Consider the following 22162-nt stretch of genomic DNA (forward strand, 5'->3'; position numbering starts at 1 on the left):
CAACCCAAATTCCAATGACAAGAGCTATCTTTTTACTGTTACTATCCACCCATTTCTTACTCGCTCAGACTGCCAAAATCAGCGGAAACGTCGCCAATACGTCCCAGCAGCCCCTCGATGGCGCCGTTATTTCGCTGTTAAAATCCAAAGATTCCACATTCGTTAAAGCAGCCATTACTGAGCCAAACGGTAATTTTGAATTTCTAAACATCAAAGCAGGCGCTTACCTCATAAGCATTTCACACTTAACCTATCAAAAATACCTGAGTAAAGCCTTTGAAGTGGGGCAATCTGACCTTGTATTGCCCCTAATTCAACTCAGTGAGGGCGAAAAAATGCTTGCAGAAGTGAAAGTAACGGGCAAAAAACCCTTTGTAGAAACCAAGATTGACCGAACAGTTATTAATGTTGATGCCCTGATTAGCAACGCAGGTACCAATGCCATGGATGTGCTGGAAAAATCACCAGGCTTGGCCATCGACCCCAACGGAGGGATTCGCCTCAAGGGCAAAACGGGCGTCGTGGTTTTTATCGACGACAAACCCACTTATTTGTCGGCGGAGGATTTGTCTAACTACCTCAAGTCATTGGCCGCGGGTTCGGTCGAAACCATCGAAATTATGCCCAACCCTCCCGCCAAATACGATGCCGCTGGCAACGCAGGGGTGATTAACATTCGTCTTAAAAAGAATACCGTCAAAGGCTTTAATGGTGGACTCAGCCTGAGCTACGGACAAGGCACGTATCGTCGTTCCAACAACAGCTTTAACTTCAATTACCGCATCAATAAGTTTAACTTTTTTAGTAATCTGAGTGTAAATCAAAACAATAGCTACCAAGATTTAACCATTTGGCGGCGGTATTTTCAGCCCAATACGACCATTTTTTCCTCGGCATTTACCCAAAATTCCTACATTCAACGGAACATTGGCGGCAACAATGCCAAAGTGGGTTTTGATTATTATGCCTCTAAAAAAGCTACATTTGGGGTCGTTCTTACGGGCTTTATTAATCCATCGCACGTGGATGTCACCAACAAAGCCAAGGTTTTCAACGCCTCTAACGAAGTTACTAGCTTGGTGGAAGCCATCAGCCCGACGGACAAAACCCTAAAAAACGGTAGCATCAACCTCAACTACGCCTACAAACTTGACAGCACGGGCAAAGAGCTTTCTACCAACGTTGACTATATTCACTACCAAGCAAACACGGCTCAGTCGCTTACCAATTCACTTTTTGATGCCCAAAATAAATTCGTTAGTCAGTCGGTTTTGGTGTCTTCTTTGCCCACAAACATCGACATCGGTACGGCCAAAATTGACTATGTGCATCCGTTGGCCAGCGGCGGAAAATTTGAAACGGGTGTCAAAACAAGTTTTATCAGTACGGGCAACGTCGCTGATTTTTCTGACCAAGTTGACGGTAAACTTTTTCCCAATTATGAATTTACCAATAGCTTCAACTACAACGAAAACATCAACGCAGGCTACCTCAATTATGCCAAAGAACTGCGTCGATTGACAGTTCAAGCAGGGCTTCGGTTTGAAAACACCAACATTCGCGGGCATCAGTTAGGAAATAAACAAACCAAAGATTCGACGTTTACTCGCAACTACAACAACTTGTTCCCTACTTTGTACATGCAGTATCGGTTGGACTCAGCGGCGGTGCACTTGTTAGGTTTTTCGTTTGGGCGACGCATCGAACGTCCTAATTATCAGGACATGAATCCCTTCTCCTACCCGCTCGACCGTTTTACGTACTACGGCGGAAACCCATTTTTACAGCCTACTTTCTCGTATAATTTTGAATTGTCACACACCTTCAAACAACGCATTACGACCACGCTTCAATACAGCGTCGCCAAAAACGTCATTTCCGAAACCAACGAGCAACGCGGTACTATTTATTACAGTCGCCCAGGAAATTTTGGGCAGCGAATTTCGTACGGCATTTCTGTAAATGGGAGCTTTCAATTGGCCAAATGGTGGTCGCTCAACCTTTATACTGAATACATCAGCAACGGATTCAAGGCGACACTCTACGGCCAAAAACTCGACGATTCGCGGTTTTATTGGGCTGTGGTTCCCACCAACCAATTTCAGCTCAAAGACGGATGGGCGGCGGAGTTGGCAGGCTCCTACCAAACCACCTTTTTGTTAGGTCAATTGCTCATTTATCCCATTGGAAACGTACGAGCAGGGGTTTCCAAACGTATTATGAAGAACAAAGGCACGCTGAAACTGAACGTCAGCGACGTATTTTATACCAATCAAATCAAAGGAGACATCCGAAACATAGCTAATGCCGAAGCCAATTGGTTTAGCTATTTGGATACCCGCGTGGCTACGCTCACCTTTTCGTACCGATTCAACAAAGGCAAAACGCTCAACCTTCGTCAAACGGGTGGCTCCGACAGCGAGAAAAGTCGGGTAAAAGCCTAGACTTGTTGAACGTTGTTTTTGCCGTACCGAATCAAGTAATCAAACACCAACAAAACACAAACAGCCACTGCGCCCATCAACAATTGGTCGGGTATGGCAGAAGTAAGTTTTGATACGTCGAAGGAAATCAACTTCACTCCTCGGGGCACAGTTCCTGAGGAGTTTTTTTGTGGAAAAAACAACCCAAAAACCAGCAATGCCCCCACAAAAGTTGCCACCATGTACCACACGTAGTTGGGTATAATAGGGGCAAATACGGTTTTGGGAGGTGCGATTTGCGTCAACACATTTTTCGTAAAATCGGGGACTGTTTTTTCGAGGCCATGCTGCTGCAACAACGTCCGAAGCGCAGGTTCTTTTGCTTCCGACAACGCCGCTTCAGTCTCAATTTTTAGCATAAGTTTGTCCGTAAAAAGCGGGCTTGGGGCGTCCAAATCAGCTTTTTTCAGAAGTTCTCGTAGTTTATTTTCTTTTTCCTCTTCCATCTTAGTTTCCTAATCAACGAGTATAATTTTATAAAACCATATAAGGCATATAAGTCTAACTGCAACGGTTTGAGCCTACTCCAACAAAAAACGCAAGGAATGTTCCAGCTTTTTTCGGGCGCGAAACAGTCGAATTTTAATATTTTCGGCCGTCAGACCCGTAATTTCTTGGATTTCTTTGACCGAACGTTCATCTAAATAATAAAGCGTTACAACCACCGCTTCTAACTTAGGCAATTGATTAATTGCCTCTCTCACAAACCGCTGCTGTTCGGAGGCTTCCATCGGTGGTGCTTCCGTGGAGGTTTCCTCCGACCAGTACGTATCCGATAATTCGTCCGTCAACGGAGCCGTATCCAACGCATTTTCTTTCAACTTTGAGGCTGCCGTTCGGTACGCAATGGTGTATAGCCACGTCGAAAACTTCGACCGTCGTTCAAAACGATAAAGCTGACGATACGCTTTGATAAAAACCTCTTGGGCAATATCCTCGGCTTCGGCTTCATTTTCCACCATTTTTACCGCAATCGTATAAACCATGTACTTATACTTATCCACCAAATACGCATACGCGCGATGGTCGCCCTTCAGAACTTGGTCAATGTATTTGTAGTCTTGCTGTTCCATTCCTACATATGACAGGCGTTTGAGAGCATTGGTTACAGATTCGTGAATTATACTGCGGAATTTAGGGCATACATTTTAAAACACATAGGGCACGTTAGAATTTTCACATAGTAATCATAGAATACAGCTTTGAACTCTGTTTTCTATGTGAAAAATACTGTGTGAACTATGTGGTTACCTCATAAAACACATAGGGCACGTTAGAATTTTCACATAGTAATCATAGAATTTTGTAACCAGTCTTGCACTTCTCGTGTCCTATGAGCAGTCACCTAAAAATTAACTGCTATGGACGAGATATTAAGAGATTGTATTGTGTCAATTACGGCCTTTGGTTCTGTATTCGGAACTCTTTACGTATTGCTCATGACCCGCCACCGCGAACGCATGTCGCTTATGGAACGCGGACTTTCTACCGCTGAGTTTTTTAACCAAAAAAGTACCTTATCTGCCACACTAAGGTACGGTTTATTGCTCGTTGGCATTGGCGTCGGCATTTTGTTTGGCAACTTTGCTCATACCCATTTCGATGTGCCTCCCCAAGGTGCTTTTTTATCCATGATTTTCCTTTTTGGCGGCATAAGCCTCATTATCAGCTTTTTAATCGAACGAAAGTTAAACAAATAAGATAGTAAATTCATTTCTCCCAAACAGCCATGAAACGTATTACTTTAATTCTTGTGTCGAGTATCCTCTTCTTCTTCACAGCCAACGCCCAAACAGATAATCTTTTCAAAGCCATCCAAGGCCAAGATAGTATTATGTTCAACATTACTTTCAACACCTGCGATTTAGGCCCGTTGGAAGAACTCGTTAGCGAAAACTTTGAGTTTTACCACGACAAAGGTGGCATTACGATGGGAAAACGTGCTTTCATCAATAGCCTTAAAAATGGCCTTTGTGCTCACCCTGAGCGTTACCAGTCGCGCCGCGAGCTTGTCAATGGCAGCATGGAAGTCCATCCGTTGGCTAAAGATGGCGTCATTTATGGGGCAATTCAGTCGGGGCGGCATCGATTTTATGAAACCAATAAAGGCCAACCCGAACGGTTTGCAAGCATTGCCCGATTTACGCATTTGTGGCTCTTGGAAGCGGGAAAATGGCGGCTTGCACGTGGCCTTAGCTACGACCACCAAACCACCGATGCACCTGATAAAGAAGCAACTACCTTTGAAAATGAAGAAGGAATCAACCAATGGCTCGCCCAAAACCACATTCCAGCGCTGGGAGTGGGGATTATTCGCGATGGAAAATTAAAAGAAATAAACGTCTATGGGGAAATAAAAAAAGGAGAAACAGCTCCCTACAATGCCCTTTTTAACGTGGCATCGTTGACAAAACCTGTCGTAGCCATTTTAACGCTTCGCTTGGTGAGTGCGGGAAAATGGAAGTTGGACGAACCCTTGGCCAATTATTGGATTGACCCCGACCTTAAAAATGACCCGCGCCACGCCCAATTGACCACGCGGCACGTTTTGTCGCACCAAACGGGCTTTCCAAACTGGCGTCGGAATCACCCTACCAAAAAATTAGCCTTTAACTCCGACCCAGGTACCGCCTATGGGTATTCGGGCGAGGGATTGGAATACCTCCGCAAAGCGTTGGAAAAGAAATTTAAAAAGTCGCTAGACCAACTTGCCAAAGAATGGGTACTGGAACCCATCGGAATGAAAGACACGCACTTTTACTGGGATGGCTCGTTTGACGAAAGTCGTTTTGCCGTGGGTTATAATACGCAAGGTATTCCATACAACATAAACAAAAACACTGCACCCAATGCAGCCGACGACTTGGTGACGACCATCGAAGACTATGGCAAGTTTTTGGTTTCGGTACTCAACAACGAGGGCCTTAGCAAAGCCGTGGCCGAAGAAATGGTGAAACGCCAAGTTAAAACCAAAGAAAACAAATACTTTGGACTGGGCTGGGAAATGTATGAATTGGCCAATGGAGACTATGCGCTTTCGCACGGTGGCGCCGATGAAGGTGTTAAAACCTTGGTGTTTCTTTTTCCCAAAACCCGCGAAGGACTCCTTATATTTACCAATGCCGACGACGGCTACAAAGCCTACGACCTTTTGGTAAAGAGTTACTTGAAAGACAAAGGAAAACAAATCATCGACATTGAAATGGGGAAAAAATAAATTAGGAGTTAAAAATTAGGAATTACGATAGTTGAATTTAGCATTTCTAATCCCCCAATTCGTAATTCCTAATGCTCTTCTACTCTTCCATTAGCTTCATCGTTTCTTGCTCGTAGGTATTTGCCGTTTGGCTATGGTGGAGCGACTGAATCACTTTAAGTGATTGTTCGATACTCCCCTTTTGTCCCAGCAATACCCCCTTGATTTCAGCGTTTGCTTGGATATCTTCCACTTCCAGTGCTGCTTGGTACGCCTCAATAGCCGCTTCATCCCCAAACTCGCACGAGCTCAAAATACCGTTTCGGTCATTACCCACCACAGCCGCTTTAAAATTGAGCCAAGCTTGGTGGAGAATCCCTACCAAGGTGCCTTCATTCGCGGGGATTTCACCTGCTTCGCGTATGTAAGCGGCTAGAGTTTCCGCAAAATTGACGCTTTCATTGTACATACTCGAAAAAATAACTTTCAAGCCTTCGTCTTTGGTATCAGAAGCGGCAATTTGATAGCCAGAAAGACGGTCGTTGTTAATTCTTAAAAGCTCATTGAGCGTCCGTGTTATTACTTCGTTCTGTATCATGGTCTTACGTTGTTTAGTGAATGAGTAGTCAATAAGCCAACAAAACAGTTCCACCCATTTTTAGGAAGCACATTGGGGAATTAGAACGCTAAAAAAGTCCCTAAAAGGTCAAATTGGGGAAAATACACCTCATTTTTTCTCACAAATAAGTATGGTATTTATTTTTTATACAATTCATTACCAAACAGTTATGACCACAAATTAAAGACAGCAACCATGAATAACATAGAAAGAAAAAGTGCAAGAGACTCGGCGGAGTCGAGGAAGTATTCCGCCTCCAAAATCACGCTTACCGTTTTGTTAGTAGGCATCGGGTTAATGGTAGCCGCGTATTTCGCAGGTTTTGTAACCCGCCCCAACGAACAGCGTTTTGGCAAAGTGCAGCCTACAGACTCCGCCATCGTCACCGAAAGTGACACCACCATTGGAAAATAAATTTGAAAACCATAAAACTCAATTAACATGAAAACCACAGAACAAAAAATCAAAGAAACCGCTCAAGAAGGCATCGAAAAAATGGAAAAAGCCGCCACAAAAGCAGAAGCCAAAGTGGAAGTAGCAGTAGCCAAGGCCCAAGCCAAAGCTGAAGTAGCAGCTGAAAAAGCCGACAGCAAATGGGAACAATTTAAGGACAAAGCAGAAGACGCTTGGGATGACGCCAAAGAAAAAGCCGAAGATATTTGGGAAGATGCCAAAGACGCGGCTGAAGATGCGTGGGACAAAACCAAAGAAAAAGCCCACGAGGTAGGCGAAAAAATATCAAAGAAAACGAAAGAAATCAAAGAAGATGTATCCGCTTAGCAGCTAAACGTCTTAAAACAAACGCGCCTGTGAGCAATGCTCGCAGGCTTTTTTTTTAGCAAAAAAAAAGAATGAACGCCAATCGCTCATTCAAAAAACGATCATTACAAAACACTCGCTATCTTCTTCACATCCAGCGGCTTTTCGACAAAACCATCTGCGCCAAGTGCCAAGGCTTGTTCGCGTAAGGCGCTCATGGCCGTCATCATCACGAGTTTGGCTTGCGGCATTTGTTGTCTCACTTGTGCGATATAATCAATGCCCGTTCCGTCGGGAAGGTTATTGTCCAGAAAAATCAACTGAGGGGCTTCGGCGGTCAGCTTGGCAAGGCCATCTGCAAGGCTGTGGGCCCGCATCGACACGATACCGTATTTTTTGAGAAACATTCCTAATAATAGACACGTATCCAGTTCGTCGTCGATTATCAATGCTCTCTCATAGACCTTCTCTAAACTCGCATTATCCATTTCAATAAATCATTAAATAAAAGGCTAATCTTTCAGTAGTGGGGATGCTTACGGTAGTGGTAAGCAATATATGTATTAACATTAAAAAACCGTGCCAGTAGCACGTAGAAATACGGGCTGGTTTTGGTAGAATCTCCCCAATCGGGGTAAAAATGCCTCAATTTTCCACTCAAATCCCCCTTCTGGGCTTTGGAACAGCCTTTTTATCTTATTGTTCGAATTCATCAGTAAATGAATAAATCATCACAAATCATTTAAACAAATAATTGCCATGACTAACAATTCAAAAGTAGTATTGGGCGTAGCTGCGGCAGCCGCAGCAGGTGCCGTAATCGGAATGATGTTTGCGCCAGAAAAAGGAAGCGATATCCGTGAAAAACTTCGCGAAACTGCGAATAATTTCGCTTCAGATTTGCTAGACGCGCTCCAAAACGGACGTACACAATACGCCCAAGTCGCCGAAGAAGTAGAAGACGCTGCGCAAAATGCAAAATCGAAAGTAGTAGGCAAAGTAGCTGAAATCAAAGACCGAGTAGAATCGGAAGCAGGGCAATTTGCCAACTCGCTCAAATCATAACCCCTTCATTCATCCCGACCAAGCGAGGTAGCTCGCTTGGTCATTTCCCTTACCGCCATGGAAGTCATCAAATCAGCCCATGAAATCAAAGATAACGCCACTGATTGGCTCGATTCTGCCACTACCTACCTCGAAGCCCGTTGGAACTTAGGCGTTCTCGACCTCTCAGAAAAATCAGCCCGCGCTGCTTCTCACGTCGTGTCGTTGTTGATTTTAGGTACCATCGGCACTATCGTGCTTTTATTTCTCAGCTTGGGAGTAGCTTGGTTGCTAGGCGAATGGCTTCATAGCCCCGCCAAAGGCTTTTTTCTAGTGGGTCTTTTTTATGGAATTATAGGACTCGTTCTGTTTTGGGTCAAAGACCAATTTATTCGGGTTCCCGTTGTCAATGCCTTTATCAAACAATTTTATTATGAAAAATAACATCCAAACCATCGAAGATATTCGGGCCGAACGCGCCAATTTGAAGAATAAATTAGCTTTGTCACAACTTCACATGCACACCCGTGTACAAGCCATCCAACAGGAGCTTAATCCCGCTCGGCAAGCCCTGGGTGTCGTGAAAGATGTGTTTGCTAGACCCCGCAAAGGACTTCTTTACGTAGGCGTTGGCATCGGCGTTGACCTGTTGCTTCGCCGTCGCTTACTCAAAAAAGCAGGTTGGTTGCCACGGCTAGTTGTTCCTTTTTTGGTTCAAAATGCCGCCGCCAACGTCATTCAACGCAACAGCACGTCGTTCCTAGAAAAAGGACTACGGTGGTTTAAAAAAGCAACCGATAAGCGCTAATTAGCCCCCACGGGCAAACGACTCAGTTGGGTCCAAAATTTAAGCAATGTTTTGACGGTATCGTTGAAGTTTTCGTACGAAGCAGGTTTCGTAATAAAACAATTGGCCCCCATCGAATAGCAATTGTCGATGTCTTCACTGGCGCTCGATGTCGTCAGAATCACAATAGGAATACGCCGTAACAATCCATCCGATTTTACGGCTTTTAGCACTTCCCTCCCATCCATTTTTGGCATATTTAGGTCCAGCAGTACCAAACCAATTCTGTTTTGCAACGCAGGAGAATTGAGGTTTGCTATTGCTTCAAGCCCATTTTTTGCATACACAATCGGATTTTTTATACCACATTCTTCCATGACCGACTTCAATAAATACACATCGTCTTCGTCGTCGTCACAAATAAGAATCGTTATTGCTTTGTTCATTCGTTTAGGTTATTTGGGAAGGTAAACGTGAAAAATGGCCCCCGATTCTCCCTGACGAGGTTCGGCCAGTATGTATCCGTTATGATTGGTGACAATTCTACGGCACAACGAAAGACCAATTCCCGTTCCTTCAAATTCGTTACGGCTGTGTAATCGCTGGAAAATTACGAAAATTTTCTCAGCATATTGAGGTTCAAAACCTATCCCGTTATCTATAAACGTAATTCGGTGGTATATATTTTCGCTCTGCAAATCGCCCGCATTCGGTATTTCTCCCCCCGCTACCTGTTGGTAGTCAATCGTCACTAGTGGGGCAACGCCGTCGTGGCAATACTTCATTGAGTTGGAAATCAGGTTAGTAAACAATTGTTCAAACTGACTTCGTACCCCCAACACCTCAGGAAGTGGCTGACTTATGATGCGTGCATTTTTCTGTACAATTCGCTCCGACAATTCTTCTCGTATATTTTTTAGCACCTCGTTCAGGTCAACTTTTGAGAAATTTTCTTCCCTTCGATTGGTCGCTTTTGAAAATGCTAAGAGGTCATTGATGAGGTTTTGCATCCGCATCGCCGACTGACTTATCTTCACCAGGCTATTTTGAGCATCTTCGTTGAGCTGTGGCGCGTGCCGAACCTGCAATCGTTCGCTAAATGCTCGAATTTTCCGCAATGGCTCCTGCAAATCGTGCGAAGCTACGTAGGCAAATTGTTCCAATTCGGCATTGGTACGTTCGAGTTCTGACAATTTATTTTCCAATTCCGTTTGAAACCCAATCCGACGGCTCAATTCAACGTACAAAAGACGGAAAAAGACGGCCAAAAAAGCCAAGGCTAACCCACACAGCCCCAATAGATACAGCGACATGTTGTGGTCAGCACTTTTTTGTAATTCAATGCGGACTTCTAAGTAGCCTTTCTCTTGCTGATCAAAACGCTCGGAGGTAGCCCGAATCTTATCCATATACCCTTTTCCAAGATTCAAGGTCTTTAGGTCGATTGGGATATTTTCTTTCGCACGGGCAATGTTCCCTCTAATGAAAATCAACCGTTGTTTTATAAATATCTCCAGCGAATCTAGCCGCTTCAATTGGGTATCATTGTCGCTCACGAGCGCCCGCAAGTCCGACTGGTAATGCTTTATGTTTTCGAGTCCTTGTTGGTAAGGCCCCAAAAAATGCTCCTGATGCGACAGTAGAAAACCCCGTTGACCTGTTTCTATATCAACTAATGTCTTGATTAGTTCTTTGTTCAAAAATCGGATTTGGTACGAATGCGCCACATCATTCGTCCGTTTTCCCATCTCTTCAAAGTGATTGAAGGTAACCCAACTCAAAAAAACCAATAAAAGTAAGCTGACAAACGTCGCCAAGATAATGGTAAAAAGAGCACTGGGGACGGAATACAAAGGATTCAAATTGGGAATTTTTTTACCCGAAAAACTGTGGAAATATTTCCCCAATTTGGGTAAAAAACGAATCAAAAACCACACTTTAATTTTCTGCGCTCTTGTTCTCATGCGAAACTGTTACCAAGTCTATCAAAATTCAGCATTTTTTTAGAATTAACTAAAATTTGCTGCCCCATTTTTCAAAAAAAATACCCAAAAGTGAAACTTGGGCATATTTTTTTAATACCACAACCACAGAACAATTCCCATACCACACCATGGCCGCACCTGCCTTTAACCTGTTACAATCGCAAAAGCAAACGCTTAAAATCTCGCCTTCCCAAATTCAGTTGCTGAATTTTCTGCAATTGAATTCACTGGAGCTTGAGCAGTACATCAAAAACGAGTTGGAAGAAAATCCGCTCTTGGAAGAACGCCAAAACGACGAGCAAGACGGAGAGGCGAACGATGCGGAGTTTTCGTCGAGCCCACAAGCCGAAGACCGTACCCAAGACTACATGGACTGGGACGAGTTTAGCAACGATGACTTACCCGACTATCGGACGCGCATTGACCATGCCTCCGACGATGACAAACTATATACGCCTGTGGTGGTCGAAACCACCGATTGGCGGAGTGAATTAAAAGAACAATTCCACTTGTTGCCTTTTTCAGAAAAGCAACTTCAACTTGCTGATTTTCTGATAGATTCCCTCACCGACCAAGGTTATTTACCTGCTTCAGTAAGCACCCTAGCAGATGACGTTTCGTTTACGACGGGGGTATTTGTGGAAGAAGAAGACGTGCATTTTTTGGTTGATTGTCTCCGAAAAATGGAGCCTATTGGTTTGGGAGCGCGCGACTTAAAAGATTGCCTGTTGATGCAGTTGGCCCGCGAAAAAAGTCCCGTTGCGGGCGTAGCTTCATGGCTGGTCGATGACCTTTTTGAGGAAGTTGCGGCCCGTAATTATGATAAAATTATGCGCATGAGCGGCCTGCAACAGCACGAATTGAAAGAGGCAATTGCGCTCATTAGCACCCTCCGCCCTTACCCAATTGTCGATGGCGGCAGCAGTTCAGCCATGGTGATGAAAGAAACCATTGTGCCTGATTACATCATAACGGTCGAAAACGAGGCCATCGAAGTTGGACTTAACACGCGCGGGATTCCACCGCTGAAGGTCAATACCGATTATGCCAAATCTGTGGGCACATCGCGCTCGGCGGCTAGTTACGTCAACTCAAAAATTTCGGCGGCCCAATGGTTAATCGAAGCCATTTTGCAACGCGAAGCGACCATGCTCAAAACCATGCGCACCATTGTAAATTTGCAACGTGCGTATTTTTTGACTGGAGATGTACGGCACTTGAAACCAATGGTGTTGCGCGACATTGCCGAACGCATCAAAATGGATGTATCAACCATTTCGCGCACAACAAGTGGAAAATATGCCCAAACTCCGTTTGGAATTATTCATTTAAAAGACTTATTTACCGAAGGTGTTAAAACCGACAACGGCGAAGAAGTTTCCAACCGCCAGATTCAATCCGCTTTGGTCGCGTTGGTGGGGCAAGAAGACAAATCTCAGCCGCTCAACGACACCCAATTAACGGAACTTTTGGCCCAGCAAGGGTATTCATTGGCCCGTAGAACGATTGCCAAATACCGCGATTTACTCGATATTCCGTCCGCAACCATGCGGCGAATTTTATAACGTACTTACTTGATTTTAATTAGTTTTTGCATCTCATGGCACAAAAAATCTTAGTCATCGACGACGACACCGACATCTGCTTACTTTTACGCCGCTTTTTAAGTAAAAATGGGTTTGATGTGGCCATTGCGCACAATGGTGTCACTGGTTTGGCCACCCTCGACGACTTTCGTCCAGACCTTGTTTTGACGGATTTCAAGCTAGGAGATATGGACGGCGTTACGATATTAGCCCAAATCAAAGAGCGGTTTCCTTACGTTCCTGTGCTCATTATAACGGGTTATTCCGACATAAAAGTGGCCATCAACGTCATGAAACAAGGGGCTTATGATTACATTACGAAGCCCCTTTTTCCCGACGAAATTCTATTGACCATCAAAAAAGCCCTCAGCCAGCCCACCCACCATATTGTGCCTGCGGCGGCTTCGGTCGAGGAAGAAACCAACAGCCCATCGTCGTCCCGTAAAAAAAGCAGTGGCCCCGCGCCTGCTTATATTTTAGGAAATGGCCCCGAATCTCAGCAGTTGTACAAACAAGTTGACTTGGTTGCTCCGACCAATTATAGCGTTCTCGTTTACGGCGAAAGTGGCTCAGGAAAAGAAGCTGTTGCCCTCGAAATCCACCGCCGAAGCAAGCGCGCCAACGGGCCGTTTGTGGCCATGGACTGCGGGGCTATTTCTCGCGACTTGGCTGCGAGTGAGTTGTTTGGGCACGAAAAGGGTTCATTTACGGGCGCACTCACCCAAAAAATCGGTCATTTTGAAATGGCCAATGGCGGTACGCTCTTTTTGGACGAAATTGGAAATTTACCTTACGATGTCCAGGTGTCTTTACTCCGCGTGGTGCAAGAACGGAAAGTGCGCCGAATAGGCGGAAATCGCGAACTCGAAGTTGACGTTCGCATCATTGTTGCCTCCAATGAGCGCCTCATCGAAGCCGCCCGCCGAGGAAAATTCCGCGAAGATTTGTATTACCGTTTCAACGAGTTTAGCATCGACGTCCCACCGCTTCGTGATCGCAAGCAAGACCTCATGGCGTTTGCTCAGTTTTTTCTTGATAAAACCAACGAGGAATTGGGGAAAAATGTCCGTGGTTTTTCGGCCGAAGTCATTCAGGCGTTTGAAGAATATCCTTGGCCTGGCAACCTCCGCGAGATGCGAAACGTCATCAAACGTTCCACACTGCTATCGGAAGGAAGCATGATAGAAGCCCGAACGCTTCCGTTTGAATTGCTGAATTACAGTCGATTGCTATTTTTAGAACCCAGTACCCCTGCGGTAGCCTCCATACCACCGCCGCCCGTAGAAGCACCCATTTATGCACCGCCCCAACCCGTCGTGGCGGTACCCGTAGCCGCGAAAGCTGTGTTTAACAAAACCGACCTAAAAGCCGCCGCGTTGGAAGCCGAATACGAAATGATTTTGAATGTGTTGAAGCAGGTTAATTTCAATAAAAGTAAAGCAGCCGCCGCTTTGGGCATCGACCGAAAAACGCTTTATAACAAAATGAAAAGCCTCAACTTAAACAGCTAGCACTCCTAGCTGTTTTTGGCATTTAAGATACCATGACCGTACCCTACGATAATCCGCTTAAAACATTTCAGCTCGACTTGATTGGAAGCCAAGTAGAATTGCTTTGCCGTATTCTACCTGACCTTATTTACGTGATTGACTTAAAAATCAACAAGTTAGCATTTGTCAGTGACCGAGTCACTGAATTGCTGGGGTATTCGCTCGACGATATTCACGACATGGGCGACACGTTTGGGCCGATTATGATTATTGAAGACCGTGCTAATTTTTCAACCCAAATCTCAGAAAAATTTCACAACCTTCAGATCGGAGAAAATGTAGAATTTATGATGGGATTTCGCCATAAAAATGGCGACATTCTTACGCTTCGTAACCGTGGCACTGTCCTTAAAAAAGACGAAGAAGGAAATAACCACTACCTGATTCTTACTGCCGAAGACGTCACTCAGTCGCAACTCAGGGAGCAAACAATTTATAAAAAACAACAACACATCGAAGACACCGAGCGAGCACTTAAGTTTGGCTCATGGGCTGTAAGCAATTACCCCGCCAACGACAAAGTGTATTGGTCCAACGGTGTTTTTGATATTACGGGGCTGTCTGTCAAAGATTATCCCGACAGCTTTGTTCCGTTTCAAACTTACTCGGAGCTGATTCCCACGCAGGAGCGCGAGCGCGTTCAGGCCATTGCCCAAGCTCACCTTGCCTCCAAAGACCCGTACTATGAAATTGAGCACGGGATGATTGACACCAATGGCCAACAAAAACAGGTTTTGCTTCGCACCCATGCTTTTTTTGACGAGCAAAGCTTTTCGCTGATTGGCACCGTTTCGGACATTACCCTCACCAAGCGCTACGAAGACGAACTTGCCACAAAAATTGTCGAGCTCGAACGTCAGCAGGCGCAAATGGAGGAAGCAGAATCTATTTTTAAATTTGGAAGCTGGGAATGGCAGTTGGGCCAGCAAAGTTTTCGCTGGTCGGAAGGTATGTTTCATTTGCTAGGCATTGACTCAAGCACCTGTCCCAACCATACTGTTCCCGAAGGGTTTTACAATCAGTTTGGACATCCTAGCGACATCAAGGCCATTGATGATTTTGCGGCCGAATTATTGGCAGGAAAAAATGCCATCAACGAACTCAACCACCGCTTGGTTGATAAAAATGGCGACTTGAAGTACATTTCTATTCGGGCAAAAAGCCATTTTGACGAACACGGAAAAGTCCAAAAAATCGTTGGAGTTTGCATTGACGTCACGCAGCTTGAAATTTATAAACGCGAACTCGAACGCCAGCTCGAAGCCGTCAATAAAAGTAACCGTGAGCTGGAGCAATTTGCGTACGTAGCTTCCCACGATTTACAAGAGCCGCTGCGCAAAATCATTGCGTTTGGCGAACGTCTCGAAAAGAAATACCAAGAAAGTCTCGGCGACGACGGGCGTTTTTTGCTCGGCCGCATGACCAATGCCGCCCAACGGATGAACCACCTCATCGAAGGGCTTCTGACCTACTCGCGGGCATCACGCCAGATGGAATCGCTGCAAACGGTTTCGCTACAAGAGGTTATTAAACAAGTACTTGAAGACCTCGAACTGAAAGTCCAAGAAAAACAAGCCACCGTCACGATTGGTGACTTGCCAACGGTGGACGCCCAACCCGTTCAGATGCGTCAGTTATTTCAAAACCTCATCGACAACGCCCTGAAATTCAGCAAAAAAGACACCAAACCAAGCATTGAAATTTCGGCAGCTGAGGTCAGTAAAAATGACATAAAGTACAACCCTCAGCTTAATTCTGAGCTTCATTATTATAAATTTTCGGTCAAAGACAACGGCATTGGCTTTGCGCCCGAATACAATCAACGCATTTTTGGGATTTTCCAACGACTTCATGGGCGCTCCGAGTACGAAGGAACGGGCTTGGGGTTGGCCATTTGTCGAAAAATTGTGGAAACCCACCAAGGATATATCGAGGCCGAAGGCCAAGAAGAGCAAGGAGCCGAGTTCGTCTTTTACTTGCCTGTCAAATAACTGCCTCATTTTAACCTATGTTTAACCTGTAACACCAACCATTTTGGAAGCACACGACACCCACTACAGCAAAAATCGAGCATTAATTTTGGTCGCCGAGGATGATGAAGACGACCAACTTTTCACCAAAGAAGCCTTTGAAGAAGCCCGTTCTTATATTGACATTCGCTTTGTAAACGATGGTCTTGAGTTGCTTGATTACCTCAAAAAACGCAACAAATACGCCGAACCCGCCGATGCACCACGTCCTTCGCTTATTTTGCTTGACCTCAATATGCCCAAAATGGACGGTCGCGAAGCCCTCAAAGAAATTAAGTCGGACGAAACGCTCCGTACCATACCAATCGTTGCCCTCACTACGTCCAAAGCCGAACAGGACGTCTTAAAAACGTACCAATTGGGCGTAAATAGTTTTATTACCAAACCCGTCACATTCACCGAATTTACCGAAATAGCCCGAACCCTCGGCCACTACTGGCTTGATATTGTCCAACTTCCTCAAAATCGTAAGTAAGCTTTTTTAACGCACATGAGCACCGAAACCCTCAAACTCCTCATCGTTGACGACGATGAAGATGATTTTTATTTGACCTCCGATTACATCAAAGAAATACCTTCCAAGAAGTTTGACATCACTTGGGCAAATTCATTTAACGAGGGCATCAAAAAACTCACGCAGGATAACTTCGACCTGTGTTTTTTTGATTTTTTGTTGGGAGCAAAAACGGGTATCGACTTGCTCAAAATGGCCCTCGACAGGGGTGTAAGCTGCCCCATTGTGCTGCTTACGGGCAAAGGCGACCAGCACATCGACCTCGAAGCCATGCGTCTTGGGGCGATGGATTATCTGGTTAAAAGTGAGTTGGATTCTGAGAAATTAAATCGGTGTATTCGGTACTCATTGGAGCGTGCAGAGAGTGTTCGGCGGCTTCGAGAAAGCGAAACCCGACTGCGCAACATCTTTGAACACATAAAAGATGCGGTTCTTTTGAAGCGCCCCAATGGGCTCATTTTTTACCACAATACCGCCGCACTCACCCTCCTTGGGTTTGACGAAACTGACATCCGACAACTTCATTTTCGCGATTTGTTTGTCACCGTTTCTGATTACGACCGCTACGTGCTGGCGCTTGAACACCGCGATTCGTTAGACCATTTCGATGCGCTATTGCTCCGAAAAAACAACGAACGGACACTCTGCTCGCTTCACATCAGCAGGCATACCGACAGCGAGGGGCTTCCGTACATTATGATTGTTATTCAGGATATTACGGCCCGAAAAAAACTTGAACGGGACAGATTATTAGCCGAAAAAGCCGCTTCTACGGCCCGTCTTGTACGAACGCTTGCCCACGAAGTTCGGAATCCCCTTACCAACATTCACTTGTCGCTCGACCAACTAGAACCCGAGCTTGAAGACGAAGATTTGCGCCTTTTTACGGATATTATTCGACGTAACGGCCACCGAATCAACGGTCTTATTACCGAACTCCTCAATTCGTTTAAACCTCAAGAAACGATTCTCAAACACGTTTCTATTCAAGATATTTTGGAAGCAGCGCTGGCTGAGGCCATCGACCGCATCAATTTGAAGAAAATAACGCTCATCAAAGAATTTGGGCCAGCGTGCCTTTTGGAATTGGATGCGTCAAAGATTAAAATTGCCCTACTCAATCTTATTATCAATGCCATCGAGGCCATGGAACCCGAATCGGGCGTGCTTACCATTGTTACGTACATCGACGACGAAACTTGTTTTGTCAAAGTCCAAGACAATGGCTCGGGCATTAGTCCAGAAAACCTAAACCGTTTGTTTGAGCCTTATTTCACCTCAAAAACAAACGGTTTAGGGCTGGGATTGGCCGCTACGCTTACCATTTTACATTCGCATCAAGCGACGGTCGAAGTCGAATCCGAACTTGAAAAAGGCACTACTTTTACTGTGATGTTTCCACTTGCGAAATATACGTCCTTTGCTGAGGAGGAAATGGTCTGATGATTGTTTTTCGAAACAACGACCGCAATAACTCAATCGCCAACGCACCCACCACAAGCAGCATGGCAAACACCGTGGCCCACACTAAAATACGGTGGTACTCTGCTGCTTGATGACGTGCAATGAGGATGCCCGTAAAAGCCCACAAAACTGAAAGGCTCAGGTAGCCATTGCGCAGTAGGTTCAGAGCAATACCCGTCACAATGGCTCCAATGACAACCATCGTACTTGCCCACGACACTTCGTTTTCTGTCCAGCCCCAACTCACCAAATAGGCCGTCACGTTGGCAATCGTGGCAATGCAAATCCAGCCCAAATACATCCCAAATGGCGCTTTTAGTGCCACCCGACTTCCGAGCGTAAGCGCAGGGGCAATTCCATCTATTTTACGATTGATTTGAACCAATTGGGCCAATAACAACACCATAACGACCACCGAAATGGCGATGTATTCAAAATGCCACAAACAAATCCAAGAGGCATTCAGAAAGCAGGTCGTCACAAAACCCAACCCGATACTTCTAACCGTTTCGCCCGTGGCAGGATCCACATTTCTTTGAAACATCGACTTGCTTTGTTTGACACAAAACCAAAAAAGGAGAAGATAAATCACTCCCCAAATGGAAAATGTGATAGGGGCAGGGACAAACAAATTAGGATATTGGTCAGAAAGCTGTCCCGTGGTTTTATGGTTTAAAGGTAGCGCTACGGCAAGGTAGTTGGCCGCAATCATCACTACAAAAAAGACCCAGTTAAGCAACTGTAAAGTCTTGACGCCTAGGTTATTCATCTGTGCTTTCATAGTTTTTCATGTTTTCTATTAGTAATAAAACACGCGTTCCAAAGCCATTGTTTGCCCCAACTGTGGCATTTGTTCCACATTTTCTCCCATGTCTCGCCTCATTTTCCCCATTTTTCGGGTGGTTTTGGCACTGGAACAAGGTTTTTAACTTACTGAGCATCAATCAATTTTTCAACCTAAAACCATTTTCAATCATGCGCTCTCTCTTGTATATTATCGCGGTTATTTTAGTAATAGGCTGGTTAATTGGGGCATTTGCCTACAGCGCTTCTGGGCTTATTCACATTCTTTTGGTATTTGCCGTTATCTCGTTCCTGATTGGATTTATCCGTAGAGGAACGGTTTAGCACCCCTACACTACGTTTTTGTTGATGTTTCACTTAAAAAACTGTTCAATTGTATGGAAGCTCTCATTTTGTTAATAATCATGGGCGTCGGACTCATCGGACTTGCAGTTTCATCGGCGTTGCTTTATTCAACTTATCATCCAAAGCAGGATGGACTCAACACAAACGTAGATCAAGCACACCGTGACTTGTTCTTTCGGAAAGTCAAAAACAACGCCACCCGTATGCGTCACGCTCTTCACTAATAGATAGTACCATAAGCAAAACGGGCCATTCCATCTGCCTTGGAATGGCCCGTTTTTTTTGTTTTATTCTTTCCATAGTGGTAAAAGCCCAGTAAGTTGTCTTTAGGATAGTTGGGAAAGAACCGCCCACTGCGTATTTTTGCAGGAAAGAAAAAACTCGTATAGTTGAAATTTACAGCCCAAATAACGTCTATCATCCTCTTACTCTTAACCTCCTTGGCCGTTTGTGCTCAAGAGGTTAGTATCCAAGTTCTCCAACAAGGAACGTCTTTTAGTGACTCTTCTTTTTATGATATTATTCCCGTTGCCAACCAATTTTGGATTGGCGGGAAATACGGCACCCTCAAAGCCAGCGATGCCTACGGCCAATTATCCGACATTTCGTACCCCAACCAACACGTTGATATTTATAAATTTGACCGCTTCGACGACCAAAATCTGATTGCTTGCGGCGATAAAGGAGTGATTTACAAACACAACTTAGTGTCAAAAACGTGGGAAGTGATACGGGTGAAAGGCTACGAAAAAGCGTGTTTTTACAACATGGCCGTCGTCAACGACTCTACGGCGTTCATCTGCGGGGGCAATTCGGCCATTGCCCACTCTCAGAAAACCGTTCCTTTGGGTTTTATTCTCAAATCCATTGACCGAGGTCGCACTTGGAAAAAAGTCTATAGCAATCCTTTTCAAATGGTTTGGTGCGTTAAGTATAACCCTCATAATCAGCAAGTATATGCCTTGATGTACACCCCAAACAAGACTTTTTTGTACGCCCTATCCAACGACCAATGGAAACGTCAGGAAAAAATAGGCAATAGTATTTTTCACGAAATTCAGTTTGACAGCCCTTCGCAGTACGTAGCCATGGGTGGGTGGATTGGGAAAAAAGGGCGCGTTCATCGCAATCGGCAGCGTTCCGAAATCCCACTTTCAGGCTTGGTTTGGGGGCGTGTGACCAACGACAAATACGAGCTTTACACCGCTTGCAACGGCCAAATTTTATTGGGCGACAACACAGGAAAATACAAACGATTTGGCGTACAACTCAACGACCAATTTAGCATTTACGAAGCCGTTTTTACTTCCGAAAACACCGCATTAGCCATTGGTAGCGCCCAAACCCTGCTTAAAATCACGATTCAGCCCACGCCTCCCACTGTTGGAAGCGCTCAGTAAAGTTGAAGAAATTTTTGCAAGCCCAAGGCAATCAATGCCGTTGTGTAAGCATCGGATGTAAAGTAAAGCACATTGCGCACCACCGTTCCTCCCGAAAAAAACACCCCTCCCTTCCAATAAATCTGGTCTTTTTCTTGCTGTTTTTGACGGCTTAAAAACTGCACAAGTAACCCTATTTTTTCTTTAGGAACATCGGCTCCTGCTTCTTTAAAATACAACATCGCCAACAGCGCATAAGCCGACGACTGCACCACATCTCGGTGATTTACTTTTCGACGACTCCGAAAACTTCCATTGTCCCGCTGCGACGCCACGAGGTGACTTAACATGATTTTAGCAGTTGGTCGTAACGAAGAATCGCCCGCAGCCAAGGCTTTGGCGACTGCATAATGAAAATGGTAGCGGTTTGGGTAATACGTCGCCGCCCGCCGCCAACGCTGCATTTTTGCCTGGTGTTCAATAAAGTTTTTTGCCCCTACCCGCCCTCGGCTTTGGGAAAGTTCCCCTTTTTTGGCCAAATAGGTCAGTACGTTGGCGTTCACGACGGCGTCTAGGTCGTTGGTACCGTACGGAATGTAAGGCTGATAAGGCGTTGGATAGCAAATGCTACTTTTTAGAAAAAATGTCTGGTTGTGTCCAATCGTTTTTAAGATATTCCAACGTTTAAATTCCGCCTCTTTTCCTAGCCAAGTCATGTAAGCACTTGAGTTGGGTAAACCATTAAACAAGTAATTGTACCAATGGCGGTTTTTACGATTTTCGTCCAAAAACGCGTCAAAAAGCCGATGGCTTACCAAGCTGTCATTTGTGCCAAAAATGTGGTTGTGATACCAAATCGCCAAGTTACCCGAAGCCGTATCGTCGGCGTCATTTTCGACGTTGGCAGCATTGTTGATATACCGAGAATTCAATTTATACTGCGTTGGGCGCCGCACCAAGGGCACAGGCTGCGGTTCTGCCCCCCGTTGTAAGTCACGGTTGGGCGACATTTTTTTCCAAAAATTAAATTCCAAATCGGTCGCGTACGAACAAATTTCGGGGTAGGCTTTGAGCAGCATGGGACGAATTTCTTGCAAAGCGGTGTCCGACAAATACATTTCGGCCAGCAAGTTATGAATACCAATTGTGGTAAAACTGTTTGAGTCTCGGTACTTGTGGCGTGTACCTAATAATACAAAACGCGTGTGCATTTGCATGTAAGCAGGCCATTCGCCCGCATATTCTTTGCCTTCAATGGTGAGCGCACACTGGCTCTTTTCCAAATAGTTAAGAGCAAATTTCACTTCCAACGCAATCGAATCAGGTGTTTGGGCGTTAGTTGTGGTACTTGCTCCCCAACAAATGATACCCATGCAGAGATGAATCAATTGCCAACATCGTATGTATAACTGAGAAAGACGAAGGGACATTTTATTGAAAATCTTTTTTACTTATAACAATACCGCCAAAATAGGATTCGTTATTTGAACGAAAAAACAAGAAAAACGGCCTTGTTGAAGTTTGGCAAAGTTATTGATAGACAACAAATCGACGGATTCTTAGTTCTTTTAAGGCAATAATTGTACTTTTGCCGAGTTAATAAACAAACATTTAAGG

24 protein-coding genes are annotated in these 22162 nt (G+C 44.9%); 16 read left to right on the top strand and 8 right to left on the bottom strand.

Annotation, left to right across the window (positions count from 1 at the left end; translation table 11 throughout):
• Positions 1–14: 14 nt before the first annotated feature.
• Positions 15–2444 carry a TonB-dependent receptor gene (locus tag AC23N5_RS22935; RefSeq protein WP_487757410.1) on the top strand — a complete coding sequence of 810 codons (2430 nt, stop codon included), beginning with the start codon at positions 15–17 and terminating at the stop codon, positions 2442–2444.
• On the opposite strand, the gene AC23N5_RS22940 is transcribed toward AC23N5_RS22935, so the two are convergent.
• Together AC23N5_RS22940 and AC23N5_RS22945 are read right to left on the bottom strand one after the other, a co-directional pair.
• Positions 2441–2929 (bottom strand): hypothetical protein, encoded by a 489-nt coding sequence (locus AC23N5_RS22940; RefSeq protein ID WP_487757411.1) that lies wholly within the window; start codon positions 2927–2929, stop codon positions 2441–2443. The two genes, AC23N5_RS22935 and AC23N5_RS22940, sit on opposite strands and share 4 nt — an antisense overlap.
• A gap of 75 nt (positions 2930–3004) precedes the next feature.
• The gene (locus AC23N5_RS22945) at positions 3005–3556 is read right to left on the bottom strand and encodes a sigma-70 family RNA polymerase sigma factor (protein ID WP_487757412.1); all 552 of its coding nucleotides are present in this window, start codon (positions 3554–3556) and stop codon (positions 3005–3007) included.
• 288 nt (positions 3557–3844) lie between these two features.
• Here AC23N5_RS22945 and AC23N5_RS22950 point away from each other — a divergent pair, with 288 nt between their 5' ends.
• Together AC23N5_RS22950 and AC23N5_RS22955 are read left to right on the top strand one after the other, a co-directional pair.
• Positions 3845–4183, top strand: a complete 339-nt coding sequence (locus AC23N5_RS22950) for a DUF6249 domain-containing protein (protein WP_183976551.1) — start codon at positions 3845–3847, stop codon at positions 4181–4183.
• Positions 4184–4212: 29 nt separating this feature from the next.
• Positions 4213–5700 (top strand): serine hydrolase domain-containing protein, encoded by a 1488-nt coding sequence (locus AC23N5_RS22955; RefSeq protein ID WP_487757413.1) that lies wholly within the window; start codon positions 4213–4215, stop codon positions 5698–5700.
• A gap of 79 nt (positions 5701–5779) precedes the next feature.
• Here AC23N5_RS22955 and AC23N5_RS22960 read toward each other — a convergent pair whose 3' ends face one another.
• Positions 5780–6277 (bottom strand): ferritin-like domain-containing protein, encoded by a 498-nt coding sequence (locus tag AC23N5_RS22960; protein WP_487757414.1) that lies wholly within the window; start codon positions 6275–6277, stop codon positions 5780–5782.
• Positions 6278–6493: 216 nt separating this feature from the next.
• Between AC23N5_RS22960 and AC23N5_RS22965 the strand changes: the two genes are divergently transcribed.
• Both AC23N5_RS22965 and AC23N5_RS22970 read left to right on the top strand, forming a co-directional pair.
• Entirely contained in the window at positions 6494–6712 is a 219-nt protein-coding gene (locus tag AC23N5_RS22965; RefSeq protein ID WP_183976545.1) for a hypothetical protein, read from the top strand.
• 27 nt (positions 6713–6739) lie between these two features.
• Complete coding sequence (locus tag AC23N5_RS22970) at positions 6740–7078, top strand: YtxH domain-containing protein (RefSeq protein ID WP_183976543.1); 339 nt, start codon at positions 6740–6742, stop codon at positions 7076–7078.
• Positions 7079–7182: 104 nt separating this feature from the next.
• Here AC23N5_RS22970 and AC23N5_RS22975 read toward each other — a convergent pair whose 3' ends face one another.
• A complete protein-coding gene (locus AC23N5_RS22975; protein WP_183976542.1) occupies positions 7183–7545 on the bottom strand; it encodes a response regulator in 363 nt (120 codons plus the stop codon).
• Between the two features lie 271 nt (positions 7546–7816).
• Here AC23N5_RS22975 and AC23N5_RS22980 point away from each other — a divergent pair, with 271 nt between their 5' ends.
• From AC23N5_RS22980 to AC23N5_RS22990, 3 genes are read left to right on the top strand one after another with little or no spacing between them, the layout of a single operon-like run.
• Complete coding sequence (locus AC23N5_RS22980) at positions 7817–8122, top strand: YtxH domain-containing protein (RefSeq protein ID WP_183976540.1); 306 nt, start codon at positions 7817–7819, stop codon at positions 8120–8122.
• A gap of 57 nt (positions 8123–8179) precedes the next feature.
• Positions 8180–8545 carry a phage holin family protein gene (locus AC23N5_RS22985; RefSeq protein ID WP_487757415.1) on the top strand — a complete coding sequence of 122 codons (366 nt, stop codon included), beginning with the start codon at positions 8180–8182 and terminating at the stop codon, positions 8543–8545.
• Positions 8535–8909 carry a hypothetical protein gene (locus AC23N5_RS22990; protein WP_183976536.1) on the top strand — a complete coding sequence of 125 codons (375 nt, stop codon included), beginning with the start codon at positions 8535–8537 and terminating at the stop codon, positions 8907–8909. Before AC23N5_RS22985 ends, AC23N5_RS22990 begins: the two co-directional genes overlap by 11 nt.
• Here the strand turns inward: AC23N5_RS22990 and AC23N5_RS22995 are convergent.
• Positions 8906–9334: a response regulator gene (locus AC23N5_RS22995; protein ID WP_183976534.1), complete on the bottom strand. Its 429-nt coding sequence runs from the start codon at positions 9332–9334 to the stop codon at positions 8906–8908. The two genes, AC23N5_RS22990 and AC23N5_RS22995, sit on opposite strands and share 4 nt — an antisense overlap.
• A gap of 9 nt (positions 9335–9343) precedes the next feature.
• Positions 9344–10852 carry a sensor histidine kinase gene (locus AC23N5_RS23000; protein WP_487757416.1) on the bottom strand — a complete coding sequence of 503 codons (1509 nt, stop codon included), beginning with the start codon at positions 10850–10852 and terminating at the stop codon, positions 9344–9346.
• Positions 10853–11001: 149 nt separating this feature from the next.
• Here AC23N5_RS23000 and rpoN point away from each other — a divergent pair, with 149 nt between their 5' ends.
• From rpoN to AC23N5_RS23025, 5 genes are read left to right on the top strand one after another with little or no spacing between them, the layout of a single operon-like run.
• On the top strand, positions 11002–12438 hold the full coding sequence (rpoN, locus tag AC23N5_RS23005; RefSeq protein ID WP_487757417.1) for an RNA polymerase factor sigma-54: 1437 nt from the start codon (positions 11002–11004) through the stop codon (positions 12436–12438).
• A gap of 35 nt (positions 12439–12473) precedes the next feature.
• Complete coding sequence (locus AC23N5_RS23010; RefSeq protein WP_183976529.1) at positions 12474–13970, top strand: sigma-54-dependent transcriptional regulator; 1497 nt, start codon at positions 12474–12476, stop codon at positions 13968–13970.
• 32 nt (positions 13971–14002) lie between these two features.
• Positions 14003–16000, top strand: coding sequence for a PAS domain-containing sensor histidine kinase (locus AC23N5_RS23015; protein WP_487757418.1), 1998 nt, complete (start codon positions 14003–14005; stop codon positions 15998–16000).
• Positions 16001–16043: 43 nt separating this feature from the next.
• Positions 16044–16514 (top strand): response regulator, encoded by a 471-nt coding sequence (locus tag AC23N5_RS23020; protein WP_183976525.1) that lies wholly within the window; start codon positions 16044–16046, stop codon positions 16512–16514.
• Between the two features lie 15 nt (positions 16515–16529).
• Complete coding sequence (locus AC23N5_RS23025) at positions 16530–17996, top strand: hybrid sensor histidine kinase/response regulator (RefSeq protein WP_183976523.1); 1467 nt, start codon at positions 16530–16532, stop codon at positions 17994–17996.
• Here AC23N5_RS23025 and AC23N5_RS23030 read toward each other — a convergent pair.
• Positions 17938–18798 carry a hypothetical protein gene (locus AC23N5_RS23030; RefSeq protein WP_183976522.1) on the bottom strand — a complete coding sequence of 287 codons (861 nt, stop codon included), beginning with the start codon at positions 18796–18798 and terminating at the stop codon, positions 17938–17940. The two genes, AC23N5_RS23025 and AC23N5_RS23030, sit on opposite strands and share 59 nt — an antisense overlap.
• Positions 18799–18992: 194 nt before the next feature.
• Between AC23N5_RS23030 and AC23N5_RS23035 the strand changes: the two genes are divergently transcribed.
• The 3 genes from AC23N5_RS23035 to AC23N5_RS23045 all read left to right on the top strand — a co-directional run bounded on the left by AC23N5_RS23035 (position 18993) and on the right by AC23N5_RS23045 (position 20566).
• The gene (locus AC23N5_RS23035) at positions 18993–19145 is read left to right on the top strand and encodes a lmo0937 family membrane protein (protein WP_122931076.1); all 153 of its coding nucleotides are present in this window, start codon (positions 18993–18995) and stop codon (positions 19143–19145) included.
• 53 nt (positions 19146–19198) lie between these two features.
• A complete protein-coding gene (locus tag AC23N5_RS23040; protein ID WP_183976520.1) occupies positions 19199–19390 on the top strand; it encodes a hypothetical protein in 192 nt (63 codons plus the stop codon).
• A gap of 165 nt (positions 19391–19555) precedes the next feature.
• Complete coding sequence (locus tag AC23N5_RS23045; protein ID WP_487757419.1) at positions 19556–20566, top strand: WD40/YVTN/BNR-like repeat-containing protein; 1011 nt, start codon at positions 19556–19558, stop codon at positions 20564–20566.
• On the opposite strand, the gene AC23N5_RS23050 is transcribed toward AC23N5_RS23045, so the two are convergent.
• Positions 20560–21975, bottom strand: coding sequence for a prenyltransferase/squalene oxidase repeat-containing protein (locus AC23N5_RS23050; RefSeq protein ID WP_487757420.1), 1416 nt, complete (start codon positions 21973–21975; stop codon positions 20560–20562). The two genes, AC23N5_RS23045 and AC23N5_RS23050, sit on opposite strands and share 7 nt — an antisense overlap.
• Between the last annotated feature and the right edge of the window lie 187 nt (positions 21976–22162).

This window comes from Runella sp. R5_40, from assembly GCF_057652295.1.